At 31.4% G+C, this 17,082-nt stretch carries 14 protein-coding genes; 9 read left to right on the top strand and 5 right to left on the bottom strand.

Going from position 1 to position 17,082, the window contains the following annotated elements:
• Positions 1-108: 108 nt before the first annotated feature.
• The gene (locus ACFQ1R_RS09385; protein ID WP_379925913.1) at positions 109-1,938 is read right to left on the bottom strand and encodes a hypothetical protein; all 1,830 of its coding nucleotides are present in this window, start codon (positions 1,936-1,938) and stop codon (positions 109-111) included.
• 292 nt (positions 1,939-2,230) lie between these two features.
• On the opposite strand from ACFQ1R_RS09385, the gene ACFQ1R_RS09380 reads away from it, so the two are divergent.
• On the top strand, positions 2,231-4,819 hold the full coding sequence (locus ACFQ1R_RS09380; protein WP_379925912.1) for a phosphoenolpyruvate carboxylase: 2,589 nt from the start codon (positions 2,231-2,233) through the stop codon (positions 4,817-4,819).
• Between the two features lie 71 nt (positions 4,820-4,890).
• On the opposite strand, the gene ACFQ1R_RS09375 is transcribed toward ACFQ1R_RS09380, so the two are convergent.
• Together ACFQ1R_RS09375 and ACFQ1R_RS09370 are read right to left on the bottom strand one after the other, a co-directional pair.
• On the bottom strand, positions 4,891-5,532 hold the full coding sequence (locus tag ACFQ1R_RS09375; protein ID WP_379925911.1) for an HmuY family protein: 642 nt from the start codon (positions 5,530-5,532) through the stop codon (positions 4,891-4,893).
• Positions 5,533-5,577: 45 nt separating this feature from the next.
• Positions 5,578-7,662, bottom strand: a complete 2,085-nt coding sequence (locus tag ACFQ1R_RS09370) for a TonB-dependent receptor plug domain-containing protein (RefSeq protein ID WP_379925910.1) — start codon at positions 7,660-7,662, stop codon at positions 5,578-5,580.
• 97 nt (positions 7,663-7,759) lie between these two features.
• On the opposite strand from ACFQ1R_RS09370, the gene ACFQ1R_RS09365 reads away from it, so the two are divergent.
• Genes ACFQ1R_RS09365 through ACFQ1R_RS09345 form a run of 5 tightly spaced genes read left to right on the top strand, consistent with a single transcriptional unit; the run spans position 7,760 to position 13,233 of the window.
• A complete protein-coding gene (locus tag ACFQ1R_RS09365; protein WP_379925909.1) occupies positions 7,760-8,668 on the top strand; it encodes a DUF6607 family protein in 909 nt (302 codons plus the stop codon).
• Between the two features lies 1 nt (position 8,669).
• A complete protein-coding gene (locus tag ACFQ1R_RS09360; protein ID WP_379925908.1) occupies positions 8,670-10,148 on the top strand; it encodes an ankyrin repeat domain-containing protein in 1,479 nt (492 codons plus the stop codon).
• Positions 10,149-10,157: 9 nt separating this feature from the next.
• Positions 10,158-10,649 (top strand): DUF2271 domain-containing protein, encoded by a 492-nt coding sequence (locus ACFQ1R_RS09355; protein ID WP_379925907.1) that lies wholly within the window; start codon positions 10,158-10,160, stop codon positions 10,647-10,649.
• 25 nt (positions 10,650-10,674) lie between these two features.
• Positions 10,675-12,867: a PepSY domain-containing protein gene (locus ACFQ1R_RS09350; RefSeq protein ID WP_379925906.1), complete on the top strand. Its 2,193-nt coding sequence runs from the start codon at positions 10,675-10,677 to the stop codon at positions 12,865-12,867.
• Positions 12,868-12,882: 15 nt separating this feature from the next.
• Positions 12,883-13,233 carry a DUF6686 family protein gene (locus tag ACFQ1R_RS09345; protein WP_379925905.1) on the top strand — a complete coding sequence of 117 codons (351 nt, stop codon included), beginning with the start codon at positions 12,883-12,885 and terminating at the stop codon, positions 13,231-13,233.
• Here ACFQ1R_RS09345 and ACFQ1R_RS09340 read toward each other — a convergent pair.
• The gene (locus ACFQ1R_RS09340; RefSeq protein ID WP_379925904.1) at positions 13,230-13,784 is read right to left on the bottom strand and encodes a CvpA family protein; all 555 of its coding nucleotides are present in this window, start codon (positions 13,782-13,784) and stop codon (positions 13,230-13,232) included. The two genes, ACFQ1R_RS09345 and ACFQ1R_RS09340, sit on opposite strands and share 4 nt — an antisense overlap.
• A 106-nt stretch (positions 13,785-13,890) precedes the next feature.
• Here ACFQ1R_RS09340 and ACFQ1R_RS09335 point away from each other — a divergent pair, with 106 nt between their 5' ends.
• On the top strand, positions 13,891-14,247 hold the full coding sequence (locus ACFQ1R_RS09335) for a hypothetical protein (RefSeq protein WP_379925903.1): 357 nt from the start codon (positions 13,891-13,893) through the stop codon (positions 14,245-14,247).
• Positions 14,248-14,383: 136 nt separating this feature from the next.
• Entirely contained in the window at positions 14,384-15,403 is a 1,020-nt protein-coding gene (gene pheS / locus ACFQ1R_RS09330; RefSeq protein ID WP_379925902.1) for a phenylalanine--tRNA ligase subunit alpha, read from the top strand.
• Here the strand turns inward: pheS and ACFQ1R_RS09325 are convergent.
• Positions 15,387-15,926 carry a hypothetical protein gene (locus tag ACFQ1R_RS09325; RefSeq protein WP_379925901.1) on the bottom strand — a complete coding sequence of 180 codons (540 nt, stop codon included), beginning with the start codon at positions 15,924-15,926 and terminating at the stop codon, positions 15,387-15,389. The genes pheS and ACFQ1R_RS09325 overlap by 17 nt on opposite strands.
• A 153-nt stretch (positions 15,927-16,079) precedes the next feature.
• Here ACFQ1R_RS09325 and ACFQ1R_RS09320 point away from each other — a divergent pair, with 153 nt between their 5' ends.
• Positions 16,080-17,051 (top strand): NAD-dependent epimerase/dehydratase family protein, encoded by a 972-nt coding sequence (locus tag ACFQ1R_RS09320; RefSeq protein WP_379925900.1) that lies wholly within the window; start codon positions 16,080-16,082, stop codon positions 17,049-17,051.
• Positions 17,052-17,082 lie beyond the last annotated feature (31 nt).

Genomic DNA, 17,082 nt, shown 5'->3' with positions numbered 1-17,082 from the left:
AAAAATGAACTAGAATTAATGGTCTTTTATATTATTATCAATTCTTTAAATTCTTTGTAAACAAAAGTTTAATTATTTAACAATATAAAAACTGTAATAAAAATAGCTTTAAGAAACTGCCTGAAAGTTTTGGTTTACTATTGCTATTTCTTCAATAGATAAACGAATTGTGTTTAGTGTTTTTTCACTGTTTTCTAATTCATGTAAAACATCATTTTTTATGTTTTCAAATGTATTTTTTAAATTTGAAAACAAGGTTTTGTAATATAAAATGCCTTCGTTTAAATTGCTAGTAAAGGTTTGCAGATATTTTTCTTCTTTAGCCGTCATAGTTGTTTTTGCTTCTTCTAACTTATTTTTTAAATAGTCAATGTAGATAGCAAGTTCTTTTATGAATAGGTTTGGTCTATCGGTTCTAGAAATCATATTGTCTCTGCCATAAATATGGTCTGTCATATTTTTTAAACTCATTATTTTAGAATAATATGCCATGTTTGGTCCAGGACAAATTGAAACACCTTCTCCTTCTGTTTTAGTATCTATATTATAAGCTAATAACGCTGAAGTGCCTAAACCAACGCAAGTGCACGATTTTTCAGTTATTTTATTCCACTCAATTTGGTATTCTTTTAATGAAAGTCCTTTTGCATCTAACTCTTTTATTTTTAAATGTTGGTATTCTCTTGAAGCTATGCAAACGCCTTTTTCTTTAAATTCTTTGTTTAATGCTACAAACTTTTTTGGACAAGAACTTCCTGGGCGACCTTTTTCAATAAGTATTTCCTTTTCTAAATCTTTGGTGTTAGCTTTTAGGTTATTAAATGGCACACCTAACGGAGAAATATTGCTTAAGTATAAATCGTCTTCTTTGGCTAGTATTAGTTTGTCTATTGTTTTTTCATCAACGGTTGTGGCTTCTGGTACCAATAAAAATGGCGTTCCCCAGCCTATAGCGTCTAATTGATATTCATTTAGCAAAAATTCATGTTCTTCAAAGGTGCCAACACCGCCTTGTGCTGAAATTTTTAGCTCCAATGGTTTTTGCGGAACTACACGATTTTGGTTTATTAATTCCTGATTAACCATAGTTTCAATGGAAGCTCTTAATTCCTCACGTTTTTCTTTAAATTCAGCTAAAACAGGACCAAGTAAATTGCCATCGGTAGCAAATGCATGACCGCCACAGTTTAGACCAGATTCAATTCTGTATTCTGATACCCATAACCCTTTTTTGGCTAAAAATTTGCCTTGAATTAATGCCGAACGGTAATCGCTTACTTTTAATATTATTTTCTTTTTGAATTCGCCGGTTTCGGTTGGATAGAAATCATTAAATTGACTCATATAGGCATATAAGCGTGGGTTCATGCCTGCTGATAATACTACTGAAGATTGCAATTTGCTATTAGCAAACCCGCGTAAAGCGGCATGTGCATCGTTATATTCAACAGGCAATTTTTCATCTTTTATATAATTGTCTTTGTCAACTTTAGTCATAATATTCACATCAATACTGCCTTTAATTAAGTTTTGAGATACCCAATTTTTAATTTCAGAAATATTAAAGCCTTTTTCAGTAAGCTTGTTAAATTCTTGTTTTATGGCCGATGTTGAAGGCAACATGTTGATGTATGCTTTAAATTCGTCGCTTTTTTCAAAAGCACCGTTTTTCAAATTTTCAAATTTTTTATCAACTAAGTCGCTTATTAAATTTAGGTAAGAAGTGATTCTTTTAGCTCTAAAATCATCAATTTTATCAGTAATTTCAATATAAGGTATTTGAAATTTTTCACTGTACATTTTTCTTAGCTTTTCTATTAAAATGTCATCTACCAGAGAAATTACAGAATCAATGCCATATTGTGCTACTTTTAAAGGAGAATCTATTGTAAATCCAATACCCATTACAGGAATGTGGAATGAATGTGCTTTAGCCATGGATGTTATTTTTAATTAAATTAAAAAAGGCGAAGATAGGAGTTGTAGTTAGGGTAAAACATGATATTTATCATATCTTTAAACACGATTAAACTTAAAAAAACTCTTAAACGGTAAATAGTAAGGGTAAGGTAAGAGTAGTAATTATAAACAATCTTAATTATGTACCTATTTATTTAATTATTCATAATTAGAATTCAATAAATAAAAAAAATTAATAAAATTTAAATTTGACTACCTTCTTTAATTAAAGCTTCCTTACTTTTATGGTTAATTTCAATAGAACTACCTTATGTCTGTAGAACCTAAATTAAAACGATTCCAACAAAGTGTACTGTCCAAATACCAAATATACAACAGTATATTTATGACATTACCTTTTGATTCCATTACAAAAACTGGTGTATTGTTGCCATTGTTTCATGAAACTTGTAAAAAAGGATTTGCAAACGGTGATGACCCAACTACCATTGTAGATACTTTTTTTAGAAAATACCAAGGAAGGCGCGATGCAGAAAGCCAGATAAATTTACTTTTTAGATTTATTCAATATATTGAACGTCAAGTAGTTTTGTTTGATGCTGTTGAAGATGCTGCGTTTCCTATTGTTAATAATATGGAAGGGATAGGTACCTTAAGAAACTTAAAAGAATCGGCAGTTTCAAACAACAGTCTTGAAGAATTACAAAGTTATCTTGAAGAATTTAAGGTTCGTATTGTTTTAACGGCGCATCCAACACAATTTTATCCAGGATCTGTTTTAGGAATTATTACAGATTTAACACAAGCCATAAAAGACAATAATCTTTCAAACATTCATAATTTATTTGGACAGTTAGGAAAAACACCTTTCTTTAAACATGAAAAGCCAACGCCATATGATGAGGCAAAAAGCTTAATTTGGTATTTAGAAAATGTTTTTTATCACTCATTTGGAGAAATTTACAATTACATCCAACAAAATATTTATGATGATGGAAAAAAACATAACGAAATAATAAACATTGGCTTTTGGCCAGGTGGCGATAGAGATGGAAACCCATTTGTAAAGCCAGATACTACTATTAGAGTAGCTAGAAAACTGAAACAAGCAGTACTTAAAAAGTATTACGCCGATTTAAAAAATTTAAGACGTAAACTTACTTTTAGAGGTGTTGAAGAGCGTGTAATTCGTTTAGAAACTATTTTATACAATTATAGCATCAATTTAAATTATCCAGATGCTATTTCTGCTAAAGAATTACTAACAGAATTATTAAGCATTAGAAACCTTATTGAAAAAGATTTTCAATCATTATACGTTACAGAAATAAATAGTTTAATAAACAGAATCCATTTATTTGGATACAATTTTGCAACACTAGATATTAGACAAGATAGTAGAATTCACCATTCGGTTTTTACAACGGTTATAGACCATTTAATAAGCACAGGAAACACATCGTTCCCAAAAAATTATCATGATTTATCAGAGGCTGAACAAATAAAAATCCTATCGGAAGTTAAAGACGTATCTATTGATATAAATGTTTTTGAAGATGAAATGGTTTTCAATACGTTAAAAACTATTGAAGCCATTAAAGAAATACAAGAAAGCAATGGCGAGCGTGCTGCTAATAGATATATTATTAGTAACAACCAAACGGCTTTAAATATGATGCAACTTTTTGCGATGCTTAAAATTGTAGCTTTTAAAGAACACTTACCTGTAGATGTGGTGCCACTTTTTGAAACCATTCCTGATTTAGAAAATGCACCAGCAGTTATGGAGCAGTTATATACAAATCCAGCATATATGGCACATTTAAAAAGCCGTGGAAATAAACAAACCATTATGCTAGGTTTCTCTGATGGTACAAAAGATGGTGGTTATTTAATGGCAAACTGGGGTATTTATACCGCCAAAGAATTCCTTACCGAAATGTCTAGAAAATATGGAATAACTGCCATATTTTTTGATGGTCGTGGTGGACCACCAGCACGTGGTGGTGGAAAAACACATCAGTTTTATGCATCATTAGGACCAAAAATTGAAGATAAAGAAGTACAACTTACTATTCAAGGGCAAACTATTAGCTCTAATTTTGGAACTTTAGATTCGTCACAATACAACTTAGAACAATTAATAAGTTCAGGAATGTTTAATCGTTTGGGAAGCAAAAATCATGCAATGTCTGAAGAAGATAGAGCAGTTATGACCGATTTGGCTCAAACTAGCTACCAAGCGTATAAAGATTTTAAAAGTCATCCAATGTTCATACCGTATTTAGAACGTATGAGTACTTTAAAATACTATGCAAAAACAAATATTGGAAGTAGACCATCTAAACGAGGAACTTCAGATAAGTTAGTGTTTTCAGATTTACGTGCTATTCCATTTGTAGGTTCATGGAGCCAATTAAAACAAAATGTACCAGGATTTTTTGGTGTTGGAACGGCATTAAAGAAATATGAAGAAAAAGGCGAGTTTCATAAAGTTGAAGCGTTATACAAAAACTCAAAATTCTTTAAAACCTTGTTGGAAAATAGTATGATGAGTTTAACCAAATCGTTTTTTGATTTAACCAAATACATGTCTAAAGACGAAGAGTTTGGCGATTTTTGGAATATTATTTACAACGAATATATTACAACCAAAAGCTTATTGCTAAAACTTACTGGTTACGAACAATTGATGGAGAACGAACCATCTGGAAAAGCTTCAATTGAAGTTAGAGAATCTATTGTATTGCCATTACTTACCATACAGCAATATGCACTTAAAAAGATTCAAGAATTGGAAAAACAGCCAATTAAGGATGAAGAAAAAATAAAGATATTTGAAAAAATAGTAACACGTTCTTTATTTGGAAACATTAATGCAAGTAGAAATTCTGCTTAAAAAGAATAAAAATTTTATGTAAAAAAGCCACTCAAATTTGAGTGGCTTTTTTTTGAGGCAAAAAAATTAATTTAAAAAGTAGTTACACCATCATTTGGTTGGTAAACATAATTAAATGTGTAAAACTGCGAATTACTTAAACTCTCGTTTGGTTGGCTATTTTCGTAGTAACTTAAAATTTCCAACTTAGCATAATGCCCAGTATTGGTTTTAACAACAATAACTTTTCCAGCAATTGGCGAAATTATATGTGTTGTAGAATCATAATTATACCAACCATTACCAGAACCAGTTGGTATTGCTAAGCCATTTGTAGCACTATCTGTTTTAAACAGTGTTGTGTTAACTTCTGTAACACTTGCTAAAGTACCAGTTGCAATATAAACACCAGCGCTTGATGTTCTTGCAGGTTGATCTGTAGCTGTTGCTTCACCACCATTTACAATAATGGTAGAACCTCTAAAGGCAATATCCCAATCGTTGCCAGTTGTAACAGCTCCAGTTTCAAAAGAAAACTTAATGTAATCTCCTGTTATTGTTGGAGGATTAGTAGAGTAATCGGCACTTTGTGTTGCTTTCAAGTTTGAAAATGTTTCTGATGTTACTTCTAATAAAGGTGCATCATCATCATTACTACAAGCTGTGAAGCTAATTACAAGTACTATTAATGATAAAACTTTAATGGTTTTATTCATAAAATTGCGAGTGTTCATGTTTGGTGTTTTTGTTGAAAATTTCATAGTGTTTATATATAATTATTAAAATTGAATGTTCAGTTTTCCGTAAATAATACGTCCTGCAATGTTGCTTATGTTTTGAGTATCAGTAAATCCTAAAATATTATCAATACCAAATCCTAATCGGTAGTTATTAAAAAGTGATTTGTTAATGGCAACATCCCAAATTGTGTAACCTTTTACAAAGGTGTCGTAGGCATCTAAATAGGTATTTCCGTTGGTATCGTATAGCCCGTATTTGCTTCGGTAAGTTCCACGTATGTTTGCATCTAGCTTCCACTTTTTAAAATCATAAAACACCTTTGCATTAGCCATGTGGCGCGAGCGATTGTAAAGTCCGAAATAATCATTCTTGGCTAATTGAAATGATGAAGAACTTGGTGTTTTGCGGGCATAAACGTTGCCATTTTTAAATGCTTTTTCAGCAGCTTTATCTTTAGCAAAAAGCAATTGGTAACCACCAGAAATTTTTAATTGATTATTAGGTTTCCAATCGGTATTAAATTCCAAACCTTGTGTGTAAACTTCGTGTACATTGTAATAACTAAACACATTTTGCCCGTTGGTTTTATTGGCAATAACACGGGTATCAATTAAATCGGTTATGTTGTTTCGAAATAAGTTTAGGTTTAATTTTAAAGACGTTAAAGGCTTATAATCAAATCCTAAATTTAAGCTTACCGAGTTTTCCGGATTTAGTTCATTTTCAAATTCTGAAATTGGTACTATAATGTTTGCAATTTGCCCTTCGGCATCCAATTCTGGAAGTTTTGTACTAACAGCATTATAACCCAAAACGGTATAACCTACGGTTGAATTGGTAAAATCAAAATACAATTGCCTAAAATCGGGTGCTTTAAAACCGTAACCTAAAGAGCTTTTAATTGAGATTTTTTCTGATAATTTATAAAGAAGAGCTGCTTTTGGGCTGAATTGCGATTGATATGCGCTATGATTGTCAAACCGAGCGCCTAAAATAATGTTTATATTTTCAGTAGGATTGGTATCATATTGAAGGTAAACATAAGGCGCATTGAATTCAGGGTTTGTGGAAAAATCGGTTCGTTTTAAAGTTTCATGGTTCCATCCTAAACCACCAATAAAAGTGCTTTTTTGGGTTATGTTATAAGTACCTCTTATTTCAGGACGTACCAACAATTGGTTAAAATAAGCATCACTATAGTGCGAATTATCAGGGTTGTTTAAATATTCTTCAGCTTTGTAACGCGTTGCATAAAATTCAAAATAACTACGCCATTTGTTGTTGTATTTATGACTTAATTTTAAATGGGTATTCCATTCATTAATGTTGCTTTCACCTCTTAAAATTTCGGAAGCTACATAATCTTGGTTTTGTGTATAAAATCTTCCAGAAACAAATAAACTTGTTTGTTTATTAAAGTTATAAGTCAGTTTTGTGTTAAAAGTGTAGTTGCTATATGGTTCAATAGTATTTAAAGCATCATTTTTATTTAAATCATAACCATCACTATTAAAGCTATTTACAAAAGTGCTAATTGCAAATCTGTTTTTTTTATAACCTAAATCAAAACTTGTATCATAGGTGTTATAACTGCCAACGCGCGAATTTGCAGCACCATTAAAGCCATATTTTGGTTGTTCGGTAATGATATTAATTACACCACCAAGCGCATCACTTCCGTATAAACTAGACGATGCTCCTTTAACAATCTCAATTTGTTTGATGTTACCAACGGTTATTCTGCTAACATCTAAAGTGCCTGCTGAACGACCTATTAACGGCACGCCATCAATAAGAATAAGTGTGTATTGCGAGTCTAAACCTTGTAGCTGTATGCCCTCGCCACCACCAAAATCGGGCACCGTAATAAGACCCGTTTGTTCATTTAATATATCGCTTAATCGAAGAGAATTAACGCTTTCAATTTCTTTTTTTGAAACTATTTGAACAGGAAGCGGTAAAGAAGCTAGCTGCCTTAAGGTTCGTGTGGCACTAACAACAACTTCTACCAATGCTTCGGTTTTTGTTGAGTCTTGCTCAAAAGCTAAATCTTCTTGAGAAAAGCATAGACAACCAAAAAAAATTGATAAAAAAATGAAAATATTATTTTTATTTAGACTCATTCTATATAAATTTGCTACAAATATATAAAGCTTATTTAAATTAAGTCTAAATAAGAATAATTTTTTTAATAATTTTTTCAAATACAAAAACTTTAAAATGAAACAGCTTACTTTTTTATCAATTTTAACTTTCGTATTCACGTTTAATTTGAATGCACAAAACCAAAAAAAACAAGATCAAAATGCCATAAAAAATATGTGTGGTTGTTATGAAGTTGGTTTTAACTTTGCTGAAACGTTTCAGTATTCCAAAGATTCTACATATTTACCTTCAAAAACTAAACATGAAGAAGGTTTAGAATGGGTACAACTAGTTGAAGATACAGACAATAAAATAGTGATGCAGCACTTACTAATTGTTGGTCCGCCAAATAATAAAATGATTGTGAAACATTGGAGACAAGATTGGGAATATCAAAACACTAATTTATATGAGTTTGACCATGATAATAAGTGGAAATATGTAAGTTTGCCAATTGAAAAAGTAAAAGGCCAATGGACGCAAAAAGTATTTCAGGTAGATGATAGTCCGCGTTACGAAGGTTCTGCTACTTGGGTGCATGTAGATGGAAAAAGCTATTGGGAAAGTACAACCGATGCGCCTTTACCAAGACGTGAATACACCACAAGAAGCGATTATAATGTAACAGTTAGAACAAACAGACACGAAATTGTTAAAAACGGATGGATACACGACCAAGATAATGATAAGGTTATTAGAGAAGATGGAAAAGCCGATGTATTATTGGCAAAAGAAAAAGGTTATAATACTTATGTAAAAGTAGACGATAGTAAGTGTAAAGCAGCTCAAGACTATTGGAAAGCAAACCAAGCTAAGTGGGCTATAGTTCGCGCTAAATGGAATGACATTTTTGCAAGACATAAAGATTTGGCTTTAGAGGAAAAGGTTGATAATAAAGATCTTTTCAAATATTTATTTGATGAAGAAAAATATAAAACAGCTAGCGAGATTAATCCGTTAATAGAATCATTTGTAAAAAAATAGTATGAAACATTTAAAGTTATTTACAGTGGCAATAGCACTTGTTTTAGGAGTGCAAAGTTTTGCACAAAACAATGTGTTTTTAAATCGTGATTTTTGGAGTCCAAACACAACCATTGCCCAAGTTGATGAAAAAATTAAAGCAGGAAACAATATTTCAGAATTAAACAATAATAGTTTTGATCCTGTTGTTTTTGCTATCAATCAAGAAGCGCCAAATGAAACTATTAAATACATCATTTCTAAAGGAGGAAACGATGTAAATAGATTAACTCACGACAGTAGAACCTATATATTTTGGGCTGCTTACAAAGGAAATGTTGAGGTTATGGAATATTTGCTAAAAAAAGGAGCAAAAACCAACATTTTAGATAGTAAAGGATATACCATTCTCAATTTCGCAGCAAGTGCAGGCGTAAAAAACACAAAAGTGTACGATATATGTTTAGCCAATGGAGCCAATTTAAAAAAGGATTTGAATTTAGATGGCGCCAATGCATTATTGTTGGTAGCATCAAGCGATACTAATTTTACGTTAATTAACTATTTCACATCAAAAGGTTTAGATATTAATAGTGTAGATGCAAATGGCAATGGCATATTTAATTATGTTGCAAAAACTGGGAATATCGATTTGTTAAAGCAGTTAGTTGCAAAAGGTGTAAAAAGCAATAACCAAGCATTTGTATTTGCAGCTATAGGAACTCGTGGAAAAGCCAATGGATTAGAAGTTTACAACTATTTAGAAAGCATTGGTTTAAACCCAAATATTACAACAAATGAAGGTGTAACACCTTTGCAAATTGTGGCTTCCAGAAACAAAGATATTTCAGTAATAAACTACTTTATAGAAAAAGGTTTGGATGTAAATACGCCAGATAATATAGGTAATACAGCATTTTTAAACGCAGCAAATTCAAATAGTTTAGAGGTTGTAAAACACTTGGCTAGCTTCAACAAAAACATAAATGCTCAAAATAAAAAAGGTGAAACAGCTTTAATGTTAGCGGTTGAGAGAAATAGTCCAGAAGTGGTTTCTTATTTGTTAGACAACAAAGCAAATGCTCAACTTTTAGATGCTGAAGGTAATAATGCAGCATACTATTTAGTAAACGCATATACTAGTAGAGATAAAGGAAATTTTGAAAAGAAAGCACAAATTTTGAATGCACATCAAGTAAATTTTTCAGCAAAACAAGCAAAAGAAAACACCTTGTATCATGTAGCTATTGATAAACAAGATTTGGAATTACTTAAATACTTAGAAGCTTATAATATTGATATTAATGCAGTAAATGTTGATGGACTTTCGGTATTACACATGGCTGCAATGAAAGCTAAAGATGATGTAATTCTTAAATATTTAATAGCCAAAGGCGCAGATAAAAAAACTGTAACAGGTTTTGATGAATCTGTTTTCGATTTAGCTTCAGAAAACGAATTGTTAGCAGCAAATCGAGTAGATATTAATTTTTTAAAATAAACTAATAAAATGAAGAAATACCTTAAACAAGTTGCCGTACTATCACTTTTGGCAATTACACTTATAGCTTCCGTAGCATTTGCGCCAAAAACAAGTTCATACAAATGCATGATTCAAATGACAAATTATTCAGGTGAAGGTGCTTACATTGTAATTTCGCTAATAAACCCAAAAGGTAATTATGAAAAAACCTTATATGTGCAAGGTGATGATGAAAAATGGTACCATGATATTAAAGAATGGTGGCGTTTTTATGGTAAAAAAAGAACCAGTTTAGACGCCATAACAGGTGCAACAATTGGTGGTGGCGGACGCGCAATTAATGTTATTGAAATTGAAGATTCTAAAATAGATGCAGGTTACAGTTTGCGTTTTGAAACGGCTGTTGAAGACAAACCATATTACGTTAAAGATGTTGAAATTCCATTAACAACTGAAAATGTAAAAGCAAAACATGAAGGGAAAGGTTTTATTCGTTATGTGCGTATAATGCCTAATTAATAATTTTTTGAGTTAGTTTTATAAAATGTCCATTTCCATTTGGAGATACAGTCATTTAGCTTTGGCTGTATCTTCTTTCATCTTTATTTTCTTAGCATCGGTAACCGGAATTATTCTGGCATTTCAGCCTATTTCAAACAATTTGCAGCCTTATAAAGTTGCTAATTTTGAAGAAATAACACTTGCCGAAGTATTAGATGGTATCAAACAAAACTACGATGAGGTATTAGATTTACAAATTGATGCCAACGGTTTTGTATTGATTGATGCAATTGATATGGAAGGCGAAATGGTAAATGGTTACATAAACCCAAGCACGGGTGAATATCTTTCAGAACGTATTGAAACGTCTAAATTTTTCCAGTGGGTTACAAACTTTCATCGCTCATTATTTTTAAAAGGAATCGGACGCTTTTTTGTAGGCTTGTGTTCGTTTTTATTATTTTTAATTGCAATTTCAGGATTAATTTTAATATTAAAAAGGCAACGGGGTATTAAACAGTTTTTTTCAAAAATTGTTAACGATAATTTCAATCAATATTGGCATGTAGTTTTAGGGCGATTATCATTAATTCCAATCATCATCATTACCATTACGGGTGTTTATTTGTCTTTAGAAAAGTTCGATTTACTGCCAAATGAAAAAACCAAGCATCAAATAGATTTTGAATCACTTTCAGAAATCCCAAAACTTCAAATTAAAGATTTCGAGCTATTTAAAAACACCAAATTATCTGACGTTAAACAAGTTGAGTTTCCGTTTTCTAATGATGTTGAAGATTATTATACCATCAAACTAAAAGATAAAGAAGTTGTTGTAAATCAATTTACAGGCAAAGTTTTAAGTGAAATTAACTATCCATTAGTTACACTTTTTTCTAGTTTAAGTTTTAATTTACACACAGGTAGCGGTAGTATTTTGTGGTCTATTATTTTAGCTATTGCTTGTGTAAATATTCTATTTTTTATTTATTCTGGGTTTGCAATGACTTTAAAGCGTCGTGCATCCAAACTAAAAAACAAGTATAAAAAAGACGCTTGTAAATACATTATTTTAGTAGGCTCAGAAAATGGAAGTACTTTAAGTTTTGCAAACGCATTGCATCGGCAATTATTAAATATTGGCGAAACATCGCATATTACCGAACTTAATAAGTATGCAATTTTTGAAAAAGCTGAACATTTAATTATCATTACAGCAACTTATGGGCAAGGTGAAGCACCAACCAATGCTAATAAATTTTTAAAACGTTTAGAAACTATTAAACAAGTACAACCATTTACGTTTTCGGTAGTTGGTTTTGGCTCGTTGGCATATCCTGATTTTTGTCAATTTGCATTTGATGTTGATAAAGCATTATTGAATACAAATGGAAACCAACTGTTAGAACCGTTTACTATTCATGATAAATCGTACGATGCATTTTATCAATTTACAAAACAGTTTGGTGAAAAAGTAGGCTTGCAAATAAGCATTTCAAAAAACAAATTAACAGCAAAACCAAACCAAAATAAAAAGCTTAAAGTTGTAAGCAAAACAGAAGTTGAAGCAAATGTAGATAATACCTTTTTACTTACTTTAAAACCTAAAAAGATACATAAATTTACTTCGGGCGATTTGCTAGCGGTTTACCCAAAAAGCGATTATCGAGAACGTTTGTATTCTATTGGAAAAGTAAATGGCAATATCCAGTTAAGTATTAAATATTATAAAAACGGTTTAGGCTCTAATTACTTGAATGATTTTAAGATTAATGAAAAATTTAAAGCACGCATCATTCAAAATTCAGCGTTTCATTTTCCAAAAAAAGCATCACGCGTTATATTAATTGCAAACGGAACAGGCATTGCGCCGTATTTAGGCATGCTTCATCAAAACAAGCGTACTGAAACCCATTTGTATTTTGGGTTAAGAACGCAAGCATCTTTTTCAATGTATAGCAACCAAATTAATGCGTTTCTTCAGCAAAAAAAATTAACAAAAAGTAATTTAGTATTATCGCAAGAAGCTAAAAAACAGTATGTGCAAGACGCTTTAAGTTTAGATGCAGCATTTGTTGCACAAACCTTGTACAATGGTGGTGTAGTAATGATTTGTGGTTCTTTAGCAATGCAAAAAGGCGTACTAAGTGTATTGGAATCTATTTGTGTAAAATACAATAATAAGCCGCTTAGTTACTATCAAAATAACCAACAACTAAAAATGGATTGTTATTAATTTAAAAACAACACTATGTGCCATAATTTAAAAATAATATCAAAAGTTAAAAGCGGAGAATTGGCTTTGTGTAATAAATGCAACATATATCATTTAGAGTTTAACAATATTTATTTTGAATTAAGTAGCGAGCAATATTCATATTTTAAATCCTACCTGTTAGGAATTGATAGTCAATTTTGGGAACAAAAATATGCCTGTGCTAGTTTTAAAAGAAAAATACCAATTCCATCAATGCAAGATAATCTGGTTTTAATGTTTAATAGACAAGAAATTGAAGAGTTAAAAACATTAATAAGTAGCAAACAAGGAAATAATATAATTTTAAATGTAGATGATATAGATTATACGTTTGTATTAAACTAATTAGTAGCTTTTTGTAAAGCACTTTCAGGCATATCTCTATCCTCATCCAAATCATCGCCAATAGGTTTTCCATTCACAATTATACCAGGAAAAATCAATGGAATTATAGATTTTACAGGTTCATAAACCTCAGAAGTTGCTTTATCTTCTTCAGTTGTAAAAGGTAATGTTCTATTCATTTTTTCAAAAATAATAAGAACAGCACTTAAAATAACAGCAACTTTAAGTCCGCCAAAAAGCGCACCTAAACCTTTATTAAAAAGTCCTAAAGCTGCAAAATCGGCAATTTTAGTTAAAGCTTTGCCCGCTAAGGCAATTGCTAAAACAATTAAAATTAAAGTACCAATAAATGCGACTATATTTATTGTGTTTTGGTTCCAGTCAACCTTTTCTTTTAAAAATTCTGAAGCAAAATTACTAAAATGAAACGCACCATAAACACCAGCAACCAAAGCAACCAACGATGCTATTTCAACAAAAAGTCCGCGCCAAAAACCACGTGCCAACCCAAAAATTAAAAAAGCTAGTAAAATTAAATCTAAAGCATTCATTAATCTGTTTTTTTGTAAATATATAATTTTTAAAATTGAAGTATCATGTCAAGCTAAGCTTTACTAACTTTGCAACTTTCAAAAATCAAACTTTTCAACCTAATAAATGGCTAGAGACGAACAATTAAAAGAACGCTGGGACTTGGTAGTAACCAAACTATCCAAACAATTTGCCGATGGCGATACGCTAGACCTAGATGCCATTATTTATTTAATAGGCGTGCAAGAATTAGGGCAGTTTAACCGCGAATTTAAAAAAGACCATAAACTCGATTTAATGCACATAGCCATTTGTAAGTTGCTAACCCCGTACGGCTATTACGAACTCGATTTTGTAGATGCCGAAGGTTGGCCACATTACAAAACCATTGAAACCTTGCCACACTTAAAAGCAGGCGAACAAAGTGTTTTAATGAAAGAAGCCATCGTAAACTACTTTTTAGAAACCGAATATATACAGTAGTTTTTGGACGTTACCACAAGGGTCGGGCTTTTCGTTACAATCTTTTTTGCTTTTAATGGCAAAAAAGGATTTCCACTGCAATCCCTAACGCAAATTCCGTAAAAAACAGTAAATTTGCCATCATTTTGAACGAATCATGATAGACAAGATAAAAGAACTTATAGCCGAAGCCGAAGCTTTTAAAGCCCAAACCAAAGAGGAAGTTGAAGCCTTCAGAATAAAATATTTAGGTAAAAAAGGATTGCTAAACGACTTTTTTGCAGAATTTAAAAACGTTGCAAACGACCAAAAAAAGGAATTTGGACAAGTAATAAATACGCTTAAAAAAACTGCTGAAGAAAAAGTAAATACCTTAAAAGAAGAGTTAGAAAGCAAGGAAGAAGTAAAAGGTATATATGGCGATTTATCTCGCCCAGGAAGTTCTGTTCAAATAGGTGCGCGCCATCCAATTTCAATTGTTAAAAATCAAATTATCGATATTTTTTCAAACATTGGTTTTAATGTAAGTGAAGGTCCAGAAATTGAAGACGATTGGCATAATTTTACCGCATTAAACTTGCCAGAATACCATCCAGCACGCGATATGCAGGATACGTTTTTTATTCAAACAAATCCAGATATTTTATTGCGTACACATACCAGTTCGGTACAAGTGCGTTATATGGAAAACAACCAACCGCCTATTCGTACTATTTCACCAGGTCGTGTTTATAGAAACGAAGCTATATCTGCGCGTTCGCATTGTTTTTTCCATCAACTTGAAGGTTTGTATATTGATAAAAATGTAAGTTTTGCCGATTTAAAACAAACGCTTCAATATTTTACAACCCAAATGTTTGGAAAAAGTAAAATACGTTTACGCCCATCATACTTCCCGTTTACAGAACCAAGTGCAGAGATTGATGTGTATTGGGGTTTAGAAACCGAATCGGATTACCGTATTACCAAAGGTACAGGATGGTTAGAAATTGGTGGTTGTGGTATGGTAGACCCAAATGTACTTGAAAACTGTAAAATAGACTCTAAAGAATATTCAGGTTTTGCCTTTGGAGTTGGTATAGACCGTATTGCAATGTTACTACATCAAATTAGCGATATTCGTTTACTTAGCGAAAACGATGTTCGATTTTTAGAACAGTTTAAATCGGCATTATAGTGTCTTGAGGCCTTTCAATTATAATATTATCGTTTTCTATTTTCTTATTCATTTGCAAATTCAAATTAGAAAATGAAACTAAAAACTCTTTAATTACAGAAAGTAATTCTGGTTTTTTGGTAGTCGATAAATTTGATAAACTTTCAAGTTTTAAAACTTTAGTTTCTAAGGCAGTAATTCTAGCTAAAATAGCATCACTATTAACCTCAAGCGGAATGTTTTGTTTTAAGTTAGTCATTAGCTCATTAACCGCTTTTTCATTCGCAATAAAAAAACTTAAATCACCTTTTTTTATATTGGTTATTATTGTTTCAAGTTGTTTGTATTCATTCCAGCTTGCAATAGAATCACCTGCTCTGGTGTCTAAAATATAATCGGTATATTTAAGTTTAGCAATGTCTTTGGCTTTTATGGTTTTACTTTCATTAGGTTTTTCAACAACCTGTTCCTTGGCATCTTGATTTTTTTTACAAGAAAACATCAAAGTACAAATACATAAAATGCTAAAAAATTTAATAGTCATAGGTTTAGGTAAAATAGTAACACAAATATATAGCATTCGTTTGTTTTTTTGAAAGACAGCGGTAAATCAAATTAACAATATTTTACATTTTAAATAAAATATTATCAATAAAAACTTATTATTTTTGAAAATTCTTTATAAATAATACATTGAATGAAGTCTAAAATATTAATAATTGGTGCATGTGGACAAATTGGTTCAGAATTAACATTTAAACTGCGCGAATTGTACGGTGATAAAAATGTAATTGCTAGCGATATAAGTTATAGTAATTTAGATGTTGTAAATTCGGGTATTTTTGAAATTGTAGATGCACAAAATTATGCAAGTATAAAAGTTTGTGTTGAAAAATATAAAATTGATACAGTGTATTTAATGGCAGCCATGTTAAGTGCTACTGGCGAAAAATATCCTCAAAAAGCTTGGGATTTGAATATGGAATCATTATTTCATGTACTAAATTTAGCAAGAGCAAAATTTATAAAAAAAGTATTTTGGCCTTCAAGTATTGCTGTATTTGGACCAACAACACCCAAAGAGTATACACCACAATATACCGTTATGGAACCAACCACTGTGTACGGTATTACAAAACAAGTAGGCGAGCGTTGGTGCGAATATTACTTTAATAAATATGGTGTAGATGTTAGAAGTTTGCGATACCCGGGAATAATAAGTTGGAAAACATTACCCGGTGGCGGCACAACCGATTATGCTGTTGAAATTTACCATAAAGCCATAACCAATGGTACTTATGAATGTTTTTTAAAAGAAGATACCGAACTACCTATGATGTTTATGGACGATGCCATTAAGGCTACCGTAGATATAATGATTGCAGATAAAGATGCCATAAAAATAAGGTCGTCTTACAACCTTTCGGCAACCAGTTTTACGCCAAAGGAAGTAGCCAATGCCATAAAAAAACATATACCCGAATTTAAAATAACCTATGCTCCAGATTATAGGCAAGATATAGCTAAAAGTTGGCCAAAAAATATTAACGACTCATACGCAAGGCAAGACTGGAAATGGAAACACCAATTTAACCTAGCCGATATTACAAACGAGATGCTAAAACAACTCAATAAAAAGTATAAAGCTACGTTAAAGAAATCTAATTAATTGTATCTTTGGTTTCCCTAAATTGTAAGTA

Source organism: Mariniflexile jejuense (assembly GCF_042675665.1).
GTDB lineage: Bacteria > Bacteroidota > Bacteroidia > Flavobacteriales > Flavobacteriaceae > Mariniflexile > Mariniflexile jejuense.
The sequence above is the reverse complement of the archived record's forward strand: the minus strand, read 5'-3'. Positions and strand labels throughout refer to the sequence as shown.